Source organism: Dokdonella immobilis, from assembly GCF_900115085.1.
GTDB classification, from domain to species: Bacteria; Pseudomonadota; Gammaproteobacteria; order Xanthomonadales; family Rhodanobacteraceae; genus Dokdonella; species Dokdonella immobilis.
Genome location: NZ_FOVF01000016.1, coordinates 36,784 through 53,399, shown reverse-complemented (window position 1 = coordinate 53,399; position 16,616 = coordinate 36,784). Strand labels below are relative to the sequence as shown.

Below are 16,616 nucleotides of genomic sequence, written 5' to 3'. Positions count from 1 at the left end.
GCCCATCCAGCCCGTCCCTGCGACGGCGTCCCCAGCCCTGTACCACGAGGTATCAATGACCCTCTCCACCTGTTTCCGCACTTCCCTGCTTTGCGCAGCATTCGGTTTCACGGCCGTGCAGGCCAGCGCCGCCGACGAATGGCATTTCGTGGTCGCGAACAACACCCAATCCAGGATCGTCAACCTGCAGGTTTCCGAGGACAAGTCCGAATGGGGCGATTTTGATGTCGGCAGCGGCATCGGGCCGGGCAAGACCGCCACCATGATCTGGGACCACAGCACCGATGGCGAAGGATGCGTGCAGTGGATGCGTGCGGAGTTTGCCGATGGCAGCGTCAGCGAAGCCAGCAAGCAGAACTTCTGCGAAGATCTCGATTCGCCAATCGAGTTCGAGGAATAGGTTTGCCCGGGGCCTCCTGCGGCAACCGTTCATGGCGGCCCGCAGGGGGCCCTTCCTTCCCCACCAGGCTCCCGGCCATAGGCAGGCATCTGCAATCCTGAGACCATTCCGCTCCGGCCGCGGAGAGGAAGATGGACAGCAACAAGCTCGATCGCATCGTCGCAGACGCACGTCGCAACGCGGCCCAGCGCGATGCAGGCTACCGCGAACGCGCGTTGAAGATGTATCCATGGGTCTGTGGCCGCTGCGCGCGCGAATTCACCCGCGCCAACCTGCAGGAGCTGACCGTGCATCATCGCAACCACGATCACGATTTCAATCCGCCGGATGGCAGCAACTGGGAGCTGCTCTGCGTCTATTGCCACGACAACGAGCACTCACGCTACATCGACCATACCGGCGGCAGCGCATCGAGTGCGGAAACGCCCACGGCCGCGGCAACGAGCAATCCGTTTGCCGGACTCAAGGATCTGCTCAAGCGCTGAAAGTACGGGATTCGGGATTAGGGATTCGGGACTCGCAAAAGCTGAGAAGCGCCTCAGCCTGGATCAGCTCTTGGCTTTGGCTCTAACGAATCTCGAATCCCGAATCCCGGCTCCAACCAATCTCGAATCCCGGCTTCCAAGCTACTCGAGCGTCACCGCGACCGGGCAATGGTCCGAAGGATGCTGGTCCTCGGGCACACCATAGGTGAACTCCTCGAAGGAATCCTTGACCAGGCGCGCGGCGGCGGCCGGACTCATGACGATGTGGTCGATGAAGTCCGGATAGCGCGCGACGCAGGTGGCGCCGCGACCATTGGCCGCGTCGACCAACATGGCATCCGGCGGCAAGCCGTCGGTGAGCTGCTTCCAGAACAGGTCGTCGGGCAATGCCAGGCGACGGTTCCAGTCGCCGAGCATGACGAAATCGGTGCCCTCGTCATGGCGCGCGGCTATCCACTGCCGCAGCACCGGTACCTGGTCGAACAGCACCGGGCAAGGCTCACGTTCGGAGCCGGCCGAACAGCCGCTCTTCAAATGCAGGGCCAGCAGGCGCAGCGGCCGCGAGCCGGTCAAGGTGACATCGACACCCCAGCGCAAGTCGGGATTTCCCAGCCCCAGTTGGCTGAGATCCGGATGGCGCACGTAGCGGATTCCCTTGCGGATGGCGAAACCGGTGTTCTGGGTGCGAATGTGCGGACCGTCCGTGCTGTCGTGCCCGCAGAAACCGTTGCGACCGCTGTCCGGCCGCGTCGACATCACGATGTCATAGCGATCCGGCGCAAAGACCCGCTGCGCCGCAGCGAGGTTTTCGACTTCCTCGAACGCCACCACATCGGCGCCGAGCCGGGTCGCGTAGTCACGCAGGCCGGCATAGTCGGCGTCGTTGCGCGGGCGGCAACCAAGGCCATTGGCTTCAGCCAGGTGCTCGAGATTCCAGGTCGCGATCTTGAATGAACGCGCCAGATCGGATTGGCGCGTCGACTGCGGGGCGCACCCCGCCAGCAGGACCAGCAGACACAGACCCGCCCAACTCCATGCACACGCCATCGGATGCTTCCCGTGTTTGCTCGTCGGCGACGAATCCATCCCGACCTGCATCATGCCGATTCCGGCAAGGCGGCGTTATGGTAGACATGCTGCACATCATCGAGCTCATCGAGCCAGTCGAGCAGATCGGCCAGGGTTTCGGCGATCTCACCGGAAACCGCAACCCGGTTCGCCGGTCGCATGACGACCGCATCGCTGAGCGGCTCGAATCCGGCCGCGACCAGACCCTGCTTGACCGTCTCGAAACTCTCGGGCGCACAGAGGACGGTCGTGCGACCGTCTTCACTGACCACGTCGTCGGCTCCTGCTTCAAGCGCGGCCTCGAGCACCTTCTCCTCGCGCTCGGGCGTGGCCGTTTCGAAAACCAGTTCGCCGACCCGGGCAAACTGGAAGGCCACCGATCCGCTGGTGCCGAGGTTGCCGCCATGCTTGGACAGGGCATGGCGCACATCGGCCACGGTGCGCACCGAATTGTCGGTCATGGCATCGATGATCAGGGCGACACCACCCGGGCCATAGCCCTCGTAGCGCAGCTCCTCCATGCCGTCGGCGCCATCGGCGCCCGAGCCACGCTTGATCGCGCGTTCGATCGTGTCCTTGGTCATGTTGGCCGAAAGGGCCTTCTCGATGCCGATGCGCAGGCGCGCATTGGTTGCCGGGTCGCCGCCGTTGCGCGCCGCCACGGTGATCTCGCGGATCAGCTTGGTGAAAATCTTGCCGCGTTTCGCGTCCTCGGCGTTCTTGCGACCTTCGATGCTGGGGCCTCTGCCCATGGGAATACCTGCGCCTTTGATGGAGTCAGTTCGGCGGCTGCGCACGCGGGTGCGAGACGCCAGTCAAGCCGCCTATTCTATCAGGACCCGGGCCCGTGGCTGTCCGGTCCGCGTGGTCGATTTGCCCTGTTCATGCCTCGTCCGGCCGGGCCGCCAGGCTCATGGCCGTGTCCTTTTCCGTCCACAGTGCATTCAGCCACGCCTGGAAGCGCTCGCGAAAGACCGGGTCGTTTTCATAGTCGCCGCCGAGCAGGTCGGCCGGAATCGGAATTTCCCGGACCTGGACCCTGACCTCGCGAATGCGTCCGGCCAGCAGGTCGGCGATCCCGGGGCGACCGGCAGGATAGATCAGGGTGACATCGACGACCGCCTTCATCATGTCGCCCATCGCGTCGAGCACGAAGGCAATGCCACCGGCGCGTGGACTCAGCAGGTGGACGAAGGGCGAACCCTGGCGATCATGCTTGGCCTCGGTGAATCGCGTGCCTTCGACGAAGTTCATCACCGACACCGGCAGCTTGCGGTATTTCTCGCAGGCCCGTCGGGTCGATTCGATGTCCTTGCCGCGTAGCTCGGGATGCTGCGCGAGCTGTTCCCTCGAGTAGCGCTTCATGAACGGAAAGTCGAGCGCCCACCAGGCCAGGCCGAGGACCGGCACCCAGATCAACTGGCTTTTCAGGAAGAACTTGAGGAACGGAATGCGTCGGTTGAAGACCTGCTGCAGGACCGGGATATCGACCCAGCTCTGGTGGTTGCAGATCACCAGGTACCAGCCACGGCGCTGCAGCCCCTGCAGGCCTTCCACTTCGATGCGCACGCGGCCGAGGGTCGTCATGAGCCAGCTGTTGACCGCGATCCAGCTCTCGGCGATGCGCACGAGCAGGCGCGAAATGACATCCCTGAAGCCGGTGATCGGCACCAGCAGCTTGACCATCGCCAGCAGCAACAGCGGGGTGGCGTGAATCACGGTATTGACGGCGATCAGCGTCGCGCTGAAGGCAATCCGCGGCAGCGACAGCAGCGACGATGTCATGCGGTGGGAAACTGAATCGGAAGGCAGCCTCGCACACTAGCAGCGAAGCTCATCGCTTTGCACCTGCCAATGAGCGAGTATCGAAGGTCCTGCGGCGACCGGGCCACCGGCACGGCAGGCGCGGCCCAGTGGTCCGGCTCCGCAGCTGCCATCAGATCGGCTCCAGGGGCTGCGACAAATAGGCCGAACGCAAGCGTTGCGGCAAGTCCGCATCGATTTCGAAACCGTGCGCGTCGATGCTGGCAACCAGCGGACCGGTTAATCCGGTATTGACGATGAAGGCCGCACGGAAGCGGTCGAGCTCGGCCAACGCCACCGGCGTGGTCACGGATTCGAAGCCGACCTGGGCCAGCCCGGCCGAAAGAATCTGCCGGGTGATACCGGCCAGGGCCGGCGCACTCGGCCAGGTCACCCGGGACCCGTCCCAGAAGCCGATGTTCCAGGTCGAACCCTCGGACACCTCGCCTTCGCGCGTGCAGAACAGCACGTCGTCGAAGCCCTCGAGGCGGGCCTGGCGACGCTGATGCCAGAGATCGAAGGTGCCGACGTGCTTGATCCGGGGCAGCACGCGTTCGTGTACCCGGCTGCGAAGGCGCACGGGCGTGGTCGGCGGGGTGGCCGGCGCGCCGACCGCGACCAGGATGTCGACCTCGACCGGGCTTTCGAGTCGGCTGCGATCGAGCTGGCGCGAGAACACGGTGATGCGCACGGTCGCCGGCTGGTCACTGAGCAGGTGGCGCACGTGCGCGCGCACCCGGTCGAGATCCAGTTCCGTGCCGAACAGCTCGCGCGTCGCATTGGCGAGGCGCTGCAGGTGCAGGCGAAAGCCGCGCGCGCCGCCCTGCTGCACCTGCAGGGTGGTGAAATGACCGTAGTTGACCTGGGCCAACGAGGCCAGCGCCGGCGGATCCGGCTTGCCTCCGTTCAGTTCGATGCGTTGCGCCGACATGTGCGCGAAGCCTCGATCAGAACAGGGCCAGCAGCACCATCAGCAAGCCCGCCATCGACACGCCCCAGATCAGGGTCCGCAGGAACGGGATGCCGGCGGCGTATACGGGCAGATAGGCCAGGCGCGCCCAGAAATAGATCTGCGCGCCGAGCGCGGTCTGCGAACCGCTCTTTCCGGCGAGCAAAACCGCGATCACTGCGGCGGCAAAGAACACGAAGGTCTCGCGGAAATTGTGATTGGCACGTTCGAGCCGCCCGGCCACGCCGGTCAGCGGTTCCGGCACGCCATCGCGCGCGCTGGCATTCCATTTCAACCCGCGCTGCATCGTTCCCAAGGTCGCCCCGAGGAGGATGTGGAGGAGACCGAGCACGATGGACCAGGCCAGCATCTGCAGTTCTATCGACATGACGATCCCCCAAGGCGTGGAATCGGAGTGTGCCGAAATTCGGCCTCCCGCGCACGCCATGCCGGTCAATCGCAACGGTCGCTGTGGCATGCTTGCCGGCCCCGCCCGCCCCGTGCGAGGCCTCCGTCCAATCCACGCCGAGTCCGCCACCCTGAGTACTCTGTCCGCCACCACAAAGGCCCAGATGCAGATCCACTTCTGCGTCCTGCTCTGGGGCTTCACGCCGATTATCGGCAAGTTGATCTCATTGCCCGCCCTGCCCCTGGTCTGGTGGCGCATGCTGCTGGTCGTTGCCGTGCTGACGCTGATCCCGCGAGCCTGGCGCGGTCTGCGCAAAATGTCGCTGAAACTGGTCCTGGCCTATGCCGGCATCGGCGTGCTGGTCGCCCTGCATTGGCTGACCTTCTACGGCGCGATCAAGCTTTCGAACGCCTCGGTAGCAGCCACCTGCATCGCCCTGGCCACAGCCTTCACAGCGCTGATCGAACCCAAGCTTGCCCATCGCCGCTTTTCCCGGCGCGAGTTGGTGCTCGGCCTCTCGGTGTTGCCCGGCGTCGCCCTGGTTGTTGGCGGCGTGCCCGATTCGTTCCGGCTCGGCATCGTGGTCGGTGCGCTGTCGGCCCTGCTCGTCGCGATCTTCGGATCATTGAACAAGCGCCTGGTAGAGCATGGCGACGCCCTGACCGTCACCGGCATCGAACTCGGCGCTGGCACGCTGGCCCTGACCGTGCTCGCACCGGTCATGCCGTGGCTGTTCCCGGCCTTTGCCGGCTCCATATTCGAAGTGCCGGGTGGCCACGACCTGATCCTGCTGCTTTGCCTTTCGATCGCCTGCACCCTGCTACCCTTCGCCCTGTCGCTGGTCGCCCTGCGCCACATGACCGCTTTCAGCGCCCAGCTTGCGGTCAACCTCGAACCGGTCTATGCGATTGTGCTCGCGGCGGTCCTGTTCGGCGAACAGCGCGAACTGACGCCGCTGTTCTATCTCGGCGTGGTCATCATCCTCGGCGCCGTCTTCATCCATCCGCTGATCAATCGTGCGGGCGAGACCGTGCAGCCGGAAATCCTCGCCGTGGCGGAGGCCAAGAACATCCTTGAGTGAGCAGGCGCCAGCACCGGCGATGGCCCGGATCTGGGTCGATGCCGATGCCTGTCCGAACGTGATCAAGGAAATCCTCTTCCGCGCCGCCGAACGCGCCCGCCTGCCGGTCACCCTGGTCGCCAACCAGTGGATCCGGACGCCGCCTTCGCGATACATCCAGTCGATCCAGGTCGGCGCCGGCATCGATGTCGCCGACAGCGAGATCGTCCGCCGCGTCGGCCCGCTCGATCTCGTCGTCACTGCCGACATCCCGCTGGCCGCGCTGGTCCTCGAAAAGGGGGCCCTCGCGCTGAATCCGCGCGGCGAGCTGTATACCGCCGACACGATCGCCCAGCGCCTGTCGATGCGCAACTTCATGGACGAGCTGCGCGGCGCCGGAGTCAATACGGGCGGCCCGCCGACCCTGCATGCGCGCGATCGCCAAGCCTTTGCCAATCAGCTCGACCGCTGGATCGCGCGCCGCAGCGGAACATCCTGAGCAGGCCCGCTCAGTCCAGCAGGTGACGCAGGGCCGGCAGGTATTTCTCGGCCGACCCGGTATTGACGGCGATGACGCGCTCGTCGCGCCGGAGCAAGCCGCGCTCGAGCAACTCCGGCAGCGCGGCCAGGCAGGCGGCACCTTCCGGACTGATCCACCAGTGCGTCTCGTGCCAGACCCGATGCAGTTCGGCGGCGATGTCGGATTCAGCCACGGCAACTGCCGCGCCGCCGCTGGCCCGAATGATTTCGAGAACGCGGAAGTGACCGACTCCGGCGGGCACGTTGAGGCCGAAGGCCAGGGTGCCCTTGCCGACCTGCGCCGTAGTGTCTGCCAACCCGGCATCGAAGGCGCGCACCAGCGGCGGCATCGCATCGCTTTGCACGCAGATCATGCGCGGACGGCGGCTATCGATCAGGCCGAGGGCCTCGAGTTCCTGCCAGGCTTTCCACATGCCGAGTACACCGGTACCGCCGCCGGTTGGGTAGATGACCGCATCGGGAAGACTCCAGCGCATCGAGCCCGGCGCCGGTTCGGCCAGTTCGAGGCCGAGCGACTTCTTGCCCTCGATGCGCCAGCCCGGTTCCTGGAACGTCGCCACGGAAAAGTAGCCTTGTGGGATGTACTTTTCCTTGAGCAGGGCTCCGGCCTCGCGAATGGTTGGACCGGCGAGTTCGAGCAGGACCTGTTGCGGGTGGCGGTGCGCGGCCGCGGCGACGTTGCCGAGGATTGGCGCGGGCGTGTCGCCGGGCATTGCCACGACCACCGACAGCCCTGCCGCCAGCGCGTAATGGACCAGCGAATCGCCGGCATTGCCCTGGGTCGGCACCGCAAGCTTTTCGATGCCGAGCCGGCGCGCCTGGGCGACCACCATGGCCATGCCGCGGTCCTTGAAACTCTGGGTCGGGTTGGCGCCGAATCCGGCGTGGGCCTTGCCCTCCTCCTTGATCGCAAGTGCGAGTCCGGCCTTGCGGGCAACGGGATGGCGGGCGTAGTCGAGCAGCGGAGTCGCCCCTTCGCCGAGCGCGATGATGTGCGCGGCATCGACCGGATCGTCGATATCGAGCGCCATCAATGCACCGAAGCGCCAGATGTCCTTGCGCCGGGGCTTGTACCAGGATTGCCCGGGCCTTTCGGCGGCGAGTCGCTCGAGGTCGAGGACCATCTCGACCGGCCGCCCGTCCAGCGGATCCAGATTCATCGGCCGGTCGGCCGCATACTCGGCGCCCGACGCGATGCCCCGCAGGCAACGCACGAAGGCCATCAGGGCGTTCCCGCGGACTTCGGTTCGATCAGGTCCCAGCGATTGCCGTACAGGTCCTCGAAGACGACCACCGTGCCGTACTCCTCGTAGCGGGGCTCTTCGCAGAACTTCACCCGGTGTTCCTGCATGCGCGCGTAATCGCGGGCAAAATCGTCGGTGTGCAGGAACAGGAAGACGCGGCCGCCGGTCTGGTTGCCGATACGTGCCGCCTGTTCCGCATTGGCCGCGCGCGCCAGCAGCAGGCAGGCGCCATGCGAGCCGGTCGGCGCCATCCGGACCCAGCGCTTGCCCGGTTCGCGCGGCGTGTCCTCGAGCAGCTCGAAGCCGAGCACCCTCGCGTACCAGTCGATCGCCTCGTCATAGTCACGCACGACGAGGGCCATGGCATGGAACTGTTGGGTCATGGCTCGCTCCAGCGGATTCACGGACCCGACGCAGGGTACTCGATCGGACAGCCCGGTCGGGCACGAAGGGCTCCCATGGCACGCTCCGTCACGCATTGACCACCAATTATTTCGACATATTTCGCCATCTTTGGCTACTAAATGTGACTTTAACCATGTTATTCGTCGCTTTCTACGAATTGCCATGGCGGGATAAGAGGTGTATAAATCGTCACCATGGGCGAATTCCGATGATTCCGCCCATTGCTCTGTCCCAGGAGGTGACTCATGTCCTTCACCGCGAGCCTGTCGGATTCCCGTGTTCTCGAATCGATCGGAGAGCGAATCAGCCGTCACCGACTTGACCGCAACCTGACCCAGGCCGATCTGGCAACCGCTGCGGGTGTCTCCAAACGCACGATCGAGCGGCTCGAGGCTGGCGAATCCACCCAGCTCTCCAACTTCATCCGCATCCTGCGCGCCCTGGAGCTGCTGCCTGGCCTCGATGCGCTGATTCCCGCTGCCCCGCCGAGTCCGCTCGACCAGCTCAAGCTGCAGGGCCGGCAGCGTCAGCGCGCTTCCTCGGCACGTGAAACCCCGAACCCCGGCAAGAGCTGGTCATGGAATGACGAGCGATGACGACAGTCGCCGAGGTCAGGCTGTGGGGTCGATCGATCGGTGCAGTGTCGGTCGACGGTCCCGAGGCCACGGCCGCGTTCCAGTACACCCCGGGCTTCACCCGCAGCGGCATCGAAATTGCGCCGCTGATGATGCCATTGTCCGAGCTGGTGTATACGTTTCCGCATCTTGCCCGAATCTCGTTCCATGGTCTTCCGGGCCTGCTCGCCGACTCCCTGCCCGATCGCTTCGGCAACGCGCTGATCGATGCCTGGCTGGCGACCCAGGGACGCACGCCGGAAAGCTTCGATGCGGTCGAGCGACTCTGCTACATCGGCGCGCGCGGCATGGGTGCGCTGGAATTCGCGCCGGCCAGCGGCCCAAGGGCGAGAACCTCGCGGAAGGTGCAGATCGATGCCCTCGTCGAACTCGCCTCCGATGTGCTGACCCAGCGCGACCGCCTGCATCGTTCCTTCGCCGACGACGACAAGGCTGACGCCCTGCGCGACATCCTGCGCGTGGGCACCTCGGCCGGCGGCGCCCGGGCCAAGGCCGTGATCGCGTGGAATCCGGAAAACGACGAGGTGCGTTCCGGCCAGGTCGCGGCCGGTCCAGGCTTCGGCTACTGGATCCTCAAGTTCGACGGGGTCAGCGGCAACAAGGACAAGGAACTCGAGGATCCCAAGGGCTATGGTGCGATCGAATACGCCTATTCGCTGATGGCCCGCGCCGCCGGCATCGACATCAGCGAATGCCGGTTGCTCGAGGAGAATGGCCGCCGCCACTTCATGACCCGGCGCTTCGACCGACTCGAAGGAGGCGCCAAACTGCACATGCAATCACTGGCCGCCCTCGCCCACTACGATTTCAACCAGGCCGGCGCATACAGCTACGAGCAGGCCCTGCTGGCGATCCGGCAACTCGGCCTGCCGATGACGGCCACCGAAGAGCAGTTCCGGCGCATGGCCTTCAACATCGTCGCCCGCAACCAGGACGACCACGTCAAGAACATCGCCTTCCTGATGGACAAGGACGGACGCTGGTCGCTGTCGCCGGCCTTCGACGTGACCTACAGCTACAACCCCGCCGGGGTCTGGACATCGATGCACCAGATGTCGATGAACGGCAAGCGCGAGCACTTCGGAATCGAGGATTTCCGCGAATGCGCGCGCGGCGCATCGATGAAACGCGGTCGGGCCGAAGCGATCCTCGCCGACGTGATCGACGCCGTTCGCCGCTGGGACGAATTCGCCGGCGAGGCTGGAGTCCTCGATGCCTGGGGCGACACCATCCGCTCCAACCTCAGGCTCGGCATCCTCGATCGCCAGCAAAGCGACCACTGAAGAGGCTCGCGGCGAGGTCGGAACATCAGTCCACGCGCCAAGACGCGGTGTTTGCCGCTAACCTGTAGCGGAGCGCCGCCCGCCGTCCAACCGAACCGACTCAACTTCATCAGGAAGATCATCCATGGCCCTAGTCAACCTGCTCCTCATACTCGCCGTTGCCCAGTTCATCGTCTTTGCCATGCTGGTTGCTTCGGCCCGCGGCCGTTATGGCGTTTCCGCGCCGGCGACCACGGGACACGAGATGTTCGAGCGCTACTATCGGATCCACATGAATACGCTGGAAATGCTGATCGTGCTGATTCCGGCGGTCTGGATCGCCTCCACCTATTGGAATGCGTACTTCGTCGCCACCATGATCGCCATCTACCTGGTCGGGCGCATCCTCTACTTCCGCGCCTATCTGGCCAATCCGAAATCGCGCACGATCGGCTTCTCGGTCAGCTTCCTTCCCATCCTGGCCCTGCTGTTGGCCGGTGCCGGTGGCGCGATCTGGAGCATGCTGCAAACCGGCATCTAGTGTCGCGTGTCGTGTCCCGCAAATGGCACACACATCTCGCTGGGTCTTCGCCCCCGTGCCGGCATGGGCCCACTTGCACGCCACCCGGGCCCGCGCAAGACTCGTAACCAGTCGAATCCTGGAGCGCGCACGTGAACGGTTCATATGTCGTGGCATCCCTGGCGACCCTGCTGGCAGTCGCAACGCCAGCACCGGTCGTGGCCACCGAATATCTCGAGCTGGTCGATTTCCGTCTGATCGACGGCACCGGCGCCGCCGAACACCCCGTACAACGGCTGATCGCACGCGACGGTGTCATCGTCATGATCGATTCAACGGGGCAGGCGCCTACGCCGGAAGCCACCGCAACCTGGACCCGGATCGGCCTCGACGGTGCCTGGGTGATCCCGGGCCTGATCGACACGCACGTCCACGTTGCCAGATTCCCCGACGCTCACCGCGAAGCCGAGCGCTTCCTCCTGCGTGCGGTCAAGGCCGGAATCACCGGCGTCCGTGATCTCGGGGGCGACGCCCGCGCCCTGGCCGAAATCGAACGCGCCGGTGGGCGTGGCGAGCTGCTGGTGCCGAACCTGGTCTTCAGCGCCATGTTCGGCGGACCCGACATCTTCAAGCAGGGGCCGACTGCCGAATTGGCGCCCGATCGCCAACCCGGCGAGGCCGCCTGGGCGCATGTGGTTACCGAACAAAGCGATCTGCGCCAGATCATCGCCGAGGCCAAAGGCAGCGGAGCAACCAATGCCAAGATCTATGGCGACCTCTCACCCGAACTCGCCACTCGGCTGATTCGCGAAGCGACCCGCCAGGGCATGCTGAGTACCGCGCACGCCACCGTGTTTCCGGCACGACCGAGCGATCTCGTCGAGGCCGGCGTTGGCTCGCTCGCGCATGCGCCGTACCTGGTCTGGGAAGCGGTCGATGACGTGCCTGGCGACTACCAGATGCGCACCAAAGGACCTTGGAAAGCGGTGGCGCCCGACCATCCGCGCCTGCTTGCCCTGTACCGTAAAATGGCCGCGCGCGGTACCACCCTCGACGCCACGCTGTATGCCTACAAGGCCATGCAGTCCTACCCCGGGGTGCCGAAGATGGACTGGACCGAGACCGCGTTCGAGTGGGGCGCCCAGGCCACGCGCCTCGCCCGCGAGGCAGGCGTGCGCGTCACCACCGGTACCGACTGGTTCGAACCGCGCGACGATTTCGAACTGCCGCACACCCACGAGGAACTGGCCTTGCTGGTCGAGGCCGCGGGCTTCACGCCGATGCAGGCGATCGTTGCAGCGACGCAGAACGGCGCGATCGCGCTTGGTCGCGGAAAGACCCACGGCACCCTCGAGATCGGCAAGGTCGCTGACCTCGTCGTCCTCGACGCCGACCCGCTCGCCGACATCCATAACACCAGCCATATCCGTTTCACCGTACGCGCTGGCAAGATCGTGCAGCCGCAATAGGCTGTCGCCAGCACCACCCGTCGACCGCGCGGGCGACGTCGACAGCGGTCGGATGTCGTCTCTTCGCCCCCCGAAATTTCACCGCCCTCCACACCTGCCTGGCGAGCGACCCCGCAACGCGTGTCAAAATGAATCCAATGGAAACGAATGGCTCCGAGGTCGCTCGAAAAGGCGACCGGCCCTTGCGCGCATCGTGTACGGAAACACGCAAGTGCGATCTCGAACCCCATACCCGACTTGCAGGCAGAGCACGATGACGATCAGCAGCTACTTCAGGCGCATGGCGCGCTACAACCAGTGGATGAACGCCAAGATCTACGCCGCCGCGTCACGGCTCGACGAGGCGGCGCTGTTCGAGGACCGTGGAGCGTTCTTTGGTTCGGTGTTCGGCACGCTCAACCACATCATGGTCGCCGACACGATCTGGCTGAAGCGCTTCGCCGGTCATCCACGCCGCTTCCCTTCGCTGGTGCCGGTGAAATCGCTAGCCGCTCCAGAGTCGCTGAGGCAGACGCTGCATGACGACATGGGGAGCCTGGAGGCGGCCCGCCGCTCCATCGATGCCATCATCATCGATTTCGCCGAGGAGCTGAGCGACGACGTTTGTGCCTCGAGCCTGGGCTACTCGACGATGGCCGGCCAGGCCTTCGAAAACGAACTCGGCTTGCTGATCGCACACTTCTTCAACCACCAGACCCACCACCGCGGGCAGGTCACGACCCTGCTCAGCCAGGCCGGCATCGACGTCGGCGTCACCGATCTCGTCGCGATGGCTCGCGAAGCGGGAATGCAATGAGCCTTGCCTACCGGCGCAACTCGATTGGACGATGCTGGAATCAGGCCTTGCGGCTCGGGATCATCAGGCCGCGCTGCACCGCCGGCCTTTCCAGTGCGCGCTCGAGCCAACGCCCGACATGGACGAATCGATCGAACCCGACCAGGTCACGTGCATCGTAGAAGGTGATGAGATTTCGCACCGGTCCGATCATGGCGATGTCGGCGATCGTGTAGTCGTCGCCCATGATCCATTGGCGCGTCGCGAGGCGGTCGTCGAGCAGGCCGAGCAGGCGCTTTGTTTCGGCCACGTAGCGTTCGAGCGGGCGCTTGTCCTCGAACTCCTTCCCCTCGAACTTGTGGAAGAATCCGAGCTGGCCGAACATCGGGCCGATAGCGGCCATCTGGAAGAACACCCACTGAACCGTCTCCCAACGCTTGACGGAATCGGCAGGTACGAACTGGCCGGTCTTTTCCGCGAGATAGACGAGGATCGCTCCGGATTCGAATAGCGCCAACGGCTCACCGCACGGTCCGTCGGGATCGATGATGGCGGGAATCTTTCCATTTGGATTAAGGCTCAGGAATTCCGGTGAACGTTGATCACCGATGGCGAAATCGACCAGATGCGGCTCGTAGGCGAGTCCGGTCTCCTCGAGCATGATCGACACCTTCACCCCGTTCGGCGTGTTCAAACTGTACAGCTGCAGGCGCTCGGGATGGCGCGCGGGCCATCGCGCAGTTATTGGAAAACGAGAGGGATCGAACAAGGTGTCCTCACTGATTGCCTGATGCACCAGCGGGGGACATGGTGTTCGCGCCGAGGGAACTCAACCCGGCCAAAGCCGGAACGCCGCGCCGCGATGATGGGCGCTGTGTCGGTGCGAACAGGCACACCATTCAAACGACGGGCGTTTGCATCGGACCGCAGAATCAGATCGCCGTCACTGCCTTCGTCAATACACGGGCGCGCGTGCACGGCCTGTCCATTCGAGGTTCAGGGCGCTGACGGAACAATGCAGCAATGGATGATCAGACCCTGTCCAAGCCCGCCCTGCCGGGACGTAACGCCGCCCTGCTGTTCGACCTTGATGGAACGCTCGTTCCATTTGCAGACGATCCGTCGCTCGTGTGCCTGCCTGACGGCCTGCGCCGCATGCTGCTGCGCATTCGCCACCTGCTCGATGGCGCGCTCGGAATCATCAGCGGACGCGGCATCGCGGATCTCGATGCCATCGTGCGGATCCCGGAAATCGCGGCGGCGGGTTTGCACGGGGGCGAATGGCGCACCGCCGACGGGCAACGCGCGCAACTTCCGGTCCACCGGCCGATCGTCGATGCCGCCGTGCGTCATGCGCTTCATCGCCTTGGCGATCGCGAGGGGCTGCTGGTCGAGGACAAGGGGTCTTCGGTCGCCCTGCACTTTCGCAAGCGTCCGGAAAGGCGCGAGGAAGTCGAACAGATTGCCTACGATCTGCAGCGTATCGCCGGCTCCGGGTTCGGATTGCAGAAAGGTAATTGCGTGATCGAGCTGAAACCGGCCGGTATCGACAAGGGAACTGCCGTGCAGCGACTGATGGAGTCTGCCCCGTTTCGCGGTCGCAAACCCTGGTTTATCGGCGACGACTACACCGACGAACATGCGTTCGAGTACGTCAATCGTCTCGGCGGCTCGAGCGTCGTGGTCGGAGGCCGGAGGCCTACCGCGGCACGCGCTGCGCTGGCCGATCCGAAGGCGGTTCGGCGCTGGCTTGGGCGGATGATCGTCAGCCTCGAAACGACTCCGGGAAACACGCCGTCATGAAATCGGAAAACCGCAATCTCAATCTCGGCCTGGTCGGCAATGGCACCGTCAGCGCGCTGATCGACGAGCGCGCCGCGATGGTCTGGGCCTGCTTCCCCACGTTCGATGGCGACCCCGCGTTCTGCAGCCTGCTCGAACCGAAGATCGCCGATTCCGGGATGTTCGACGTCTGCCTCGAAGGATACACACGCAGCACGCAGGCCTACGTCGACAATAGCGCCGTACTCTCTACGCGACTGTTCGCCGAGGATGGCAGCTGCCTAGAGGTGCGTGACCTAGCCCCTCGATACAAGCAGTTCGGCCGGGTGTTCCATCCCATGGGCTTCGTGCGCAGCCTGCGCCCGATCTCAGGTTCTCCGCGCATCCGGGTCCGGTTGCGACCGTTGTGCGGCTATGGCGAGCGGGTCCCGGAACGCAGCTCGGGATCCAACCATATCCGCTACCTGCTCGGCGACACGGTGTTGCGCATCACCACGGATGCCTCCCTGCCGATGCTGCTCGAGGAAGTCCCCTTCCTGCTCGACCGGGAGATCCATTTCATCATGGGCCAGGACGAACCGGTCACCGAGCAGCCGGCGCAACTGGCCGGGCAGATGACGCGTTCGACACTTGAATACTGGCATGAGTGGGTGCGCTATCTGTCGATCCCGGCGGAATGGCAGGACGCGGTGATCCGCGCCGCGATCACCCTCAAGCTTTGCCAGCATGAAGGCACCGGCGCCATCGTTGCGGCGATGACGACATCGATTCCCGAAGCGCCGCACACCGTGCGCAACTGGGACTACCGCTATTGCTGGTTGCGCGACGCGGCCTTTGTCGTGCGCGCGCTGAACCGGCTTGGCGCGACGCGCAGCATGGAGGAATACGCGCGCTACCTGTTCAACCTGGCCGCCTCGGATACAGCGCTGACGCCCGTGTATGGAATCCACTTCGAGCGCGAGTTGCTCGAGTCCGAGGCGACGGCGCTGTCCGGCTATCGTGGCATGGGCCCGGTGCGGGTCGGCAATGATGCCTGGCGGCAGGTCCAGCACGACGTCCATGGCAGCGTTGTCCTCGCCGTTACCCAGCTCTTTTTCGATCGGCGCCTGGCCCGTCCCGGCGATGCGGCGGCGTTTCACTGGCTCGAGCCGGCCGGCGAATCGGCCTGGCTGGCCCACGACAAGCCTGATGCCGGCATCTGGGAGTTCCGCGGTCGTGAAGCGGTGCACACCTACTCGAGCGCCATGTGCTGGGCGACCTGCGACCGCCTGGCACGCATCGCCGCACAACTGAAGCTTGGCGATCGCGCGGAATTCTGGCGCCAGCGCGCGCAGACGATCCGCGAAACAATCCTGGCCCGCTGCGTCGACCCGCAACGCGGACACTTCGTCGATGCCTTCGGCGGCGAGCACCTCGATGCCAGCCTGCTGCTCCTCTCGGAACTGGGCTTCGTCTCCGCCAACGACCCACGCTACGTGGCCACCGTCGATGCGATCGGCCGCGAGCTGTCGCGCAGCGGCCGCCTGTATCGATACATCGCGCCGGACGACTTCGGCGTCCCCGAAACGAGCTTCACCGTATGCAATTTCTGGTACGTCGATGCGCTCGCCGCAACGGGCCGCGTCGAACAGGCACGCGAACTGTTCGAGGGCCTGCTCGCGCACCGGAATCCGCTCGGCCTGCTCTCAGAGGACATTGCCACCGAAACCGGCGAGCTGTGGGGAAACTATCCCCAGACCTACTCGATGGTCGGCCTGATCAATTCCGCCATGCGACTTTCCCGAAGCTGGGAGGAACTGCTTTGATCGCC

General features: G+C 64.8%; 19 protein-coding genes. 11 read left to right on the top strand and 8 right to left on the bottom strand.

Annotation, left to right across the window (positions count from 1 at the left end; all coding sequences use genetic code 11):
* The first annotated feature begins 55 nt into the window (after positions 1-55).
* Both BM125_RS11775 and BM125_RS11770 read left to right on the top strand, forming a co-directional pair.
* Positions 56-400 carry a hypothetical protein gene (locus tag BM125_RS11775; RefSeq protein WP_092408181.1) on the top strand — a complete coding sequence of 115 codons (345 nt, stop codon included), beginning with the start codon at positions 56-58 and terminating at the stop codon, positions 398-400.
* 131 nt (positions 401-531) lie between these two features.
* On the top strand, positions 532-885 hold the full coding sequence (locus BM125_RS11770) for a YajD family HNH nuclease (RefSeq protein ID WP_092408179.1): 354 nt from the start codon (positions 532-534) through the stop codon (positions 883-885).
* 141 nt (positions 886-1,026) lie between these two features.
* Here BM125_RS11770 and BM125_RS11765 read toward each other — a convergent pair whose 3' ends face one another.
* From BM125_RS11765 to BM125_RS11745, 5 genes are all read right to left on the bottom strand, one after another.
* Positions 1,027-1,932 carry an endonuclease/exonuclease/phosphatase family protein gene (locus tag BM125_RS11765; RefSeq protein ID WP_092408254.1) on the bottom strand — a complete coding sequence of 302 codons (906 nt, stop codon included), beginning with the start codon at positions 1,930-1,932 and terminating at the stop codon, positions 1,027-1,029.
* Positions 1,933-1,982: 50 nt separating this feature from the next.
* Positions 1,983-2,705 carry a YebC/PmpR family DNA-binding transcriptional regulator gene (locus BM125_RS11760; RefSeq protein WP_092408177.1) on the bottom strand — a complete coding sequence of 241 codons (723 nt, stop codon included), beginning with the start codon at positions 2,703-2,705 and terminating at the stop codon, positions 1,983-1,985.
* A gap of 130 nt (positions 2,706-2,835) precedes the next feature.
* A complete protein-coding gene (locus BM125_RS11755; protein ID WP_092408175.1) occupies positions 2,836-3,738 on the bottom strand; it encodes an acyltransferase in 903 nt (300 codons plus the stop codon).
* Positions 3,739-3,889: 151 nt separating this feature from the next.
* Positions 3,890-4,687: an aminotransferase class IV gene (locus BM125_RS11750; RefSeq protein ID WP_092408173.1), complete on the bottom strand. Its 798-nt coding sequence runs from the start codon at positions 4,685-4,687 to the stop codon at positions 3,890-3,892.
* 16 nt (positions 4,688-4,703) lie between these two features.
* Entirely contained in the window at positions 4,704-5,093 is a 390-nt protein-coding gene (locus tag BM125_RS11745) for an MAPEG family protein (RefSeq protein ID WP_092408171.1), read from the bottom strand.
* Positions 5,094-5,277: 184 nt separating this feature from the next.
* Here BM125_RS11745 and BM125_RS11740 point away from each other — a divergent pair, with 184 nt between their 5' ends.
* On the top strand, positions 5,278-6,195 hold the full coding sequence (locus BM125_RS11740; protein WP_245778902.1) for a DMT family transporter: 918 nt from the start codon (positions 5,278-5,280) through the stop codon (positions 6,193-6,195).
* Positions 6,196-6,214: 19 nt separating this feature from the next.
* On the top strand, positions 6,215-6,673 hold the full coding sequence (locus BM125_RS11735) for a YaiI/YqxD family protein (RefSeq protein ID WP_092408169.1): 459 nt from the start codon (positions 6,215-6,217) through the stop codon (positions 6,671-6,673).
* 10 nt (positions 6,674-6,683) lie between these two features.
* Here the strand turns inward: BM125_RS11735 and BM125_RS11730 are convergent, their stop codons facing one another.
* On the bottom strand, positions 6,684-7,937 hold the full coding sequence (locus tag BM125_RS11730) for a threonine synthase (protein WP_092408167.1): 1,254 nt from the start codon (positions 7,935-7,937) through the stop codon (positions 6,684-6,686).
* The gene (locus BM125_RS11725; protein ID WP_092408165.1) at positions 7,937-8,341 is read right to left on the bottom strand and encodes a VOC family protein; all 405 of its coding nucleotides are present in this window, start codon (positions 8,339-8,341) and stop codon (positions 7,937-7,939) included. Before BM125_RS11725 ends, BM125_RS11730 begins: the two co-directional genes overlap by 1 nt.
* A gap of 267 nt (positions 8,342-8,608) precedes the next feature.
* Here BM125_RS11725 and BM125_RS11720 point away from each other — a divergent pair, with 267 nt between their 5' ends.
* The 5 genes from BM125_RS11720 (at position 8,609) to BM125_RS11700 (ending at position 13,045) form a co-directional block, all read left to right on the top strand.
* Positions 8,609-8,959 carry a helix-turn-helix transcriptional regulator gene (locus BM125_RS11720; RefSeq protein ID WP_092408163.1) on the top strand — a complete coding sequence of 117 codons (351 nt, stop codon included), beginning with the start codon at positions 8,609-8,611 and terminating at the stop codon, positions 8,957-8,959.
* Positions 8,956-10,281 (top strand): type II toxin-antitoxin system HipA family toxin, encoded by a 1,326-nt coding sequence (locus BM125_RS11715; protein ID WP_092408161.1) that lies wholly within the window; start codon positions 8,956-8,958, stop codon positions 10,279-10,281. The genes BM125_RS11720 and BM125_RS11715 overlap by 4 nt, the downstream gene beginning before the upstream one ends.
* Before the next feature lie 124 nt (positions 10,282-10,405).
* Complete coding sequence (locus BM125_RS11710; protein ID WP_092408159.1) at positions 10,406-10,801, top strand: MAPEG family protein; 396 nt, start codon at positions 10,406-10,408, stop codon at positions 10,799-10,801.
* A 131-nt stretch (positions 10,802-10,932) separates the two neighbouring features.
* Positions 10,933-12,249, top strand: a complete 1,317-nt coding sequence (locus BM125_RS11705) for an amidohydrolase family protein (protein WP_092408157.1) — start codon at positions 10,933-10,935, stop codon at positions 12,247-12,249.
* Positions 12,250-12,502: 253 nt separating this feature from the next.
* On the top strand, positions 12,503-13,045 hold the full coding sequence (locus tag BM125_RS11700; protein ID WP_092408155.1) for a DinB family protein: 543 nt from the start codon (positions 12,503-12,505) through the stop codon (positions 13,043-13,045).
* A gap of 40 nt (positions 13,046-13,085) precedes the next feature.
* Here the strand turns inward: BM125_RS11700 and BM125_RS11695 are convergent, their stop codons facing one another.
* Positions 13,086-13,793 carry a glutathione S-transferase N-terminal domain-containing protein gene (locus tag BM125_RS11695; RefSeq protein ID WP_092408153.1) on the bottom strand — a complete coding sequence of 236 codons (708 nt, stop codon included), beginning with the start codon at positions 13,791-13,793 and terminating at the stop codon, positions 13,086-13,088.
* Between the two features lie 254 nt (positions 13,794-14,047).
* On the opposite strand from BM125_RS11695, the gene otsB reads away from it, so the two are divergent.
* Complete coding sequence (gene otsB, locus BM125_RS11685) at positions 14,048-14,827, top strand: trehalose-phosphatase (protein WP_092408149.1); 780 nt, start codon at positions 14,048-14,050, stop codon at positions 14,825-14,827.
* Positions 14,824-16,611 carry a glycoside hydrolase family 15 protein gene (locus tag BM125_RS11680; RefSeq protein ID WP_092408147.1) on the top strand — a complete coding sequence of 596 codons (1,788 nt, stop codon included), beginning with the start codon at positions 14,824-14,826 and terminating at the stop codon, positions 16,609-16,611. Before otsB ends, BM125_RS11680 begins: the two co-directional genes overlap by 4 nt.
* Positions 16,612-16,616 lie beyond the last annotated feature (5 nt).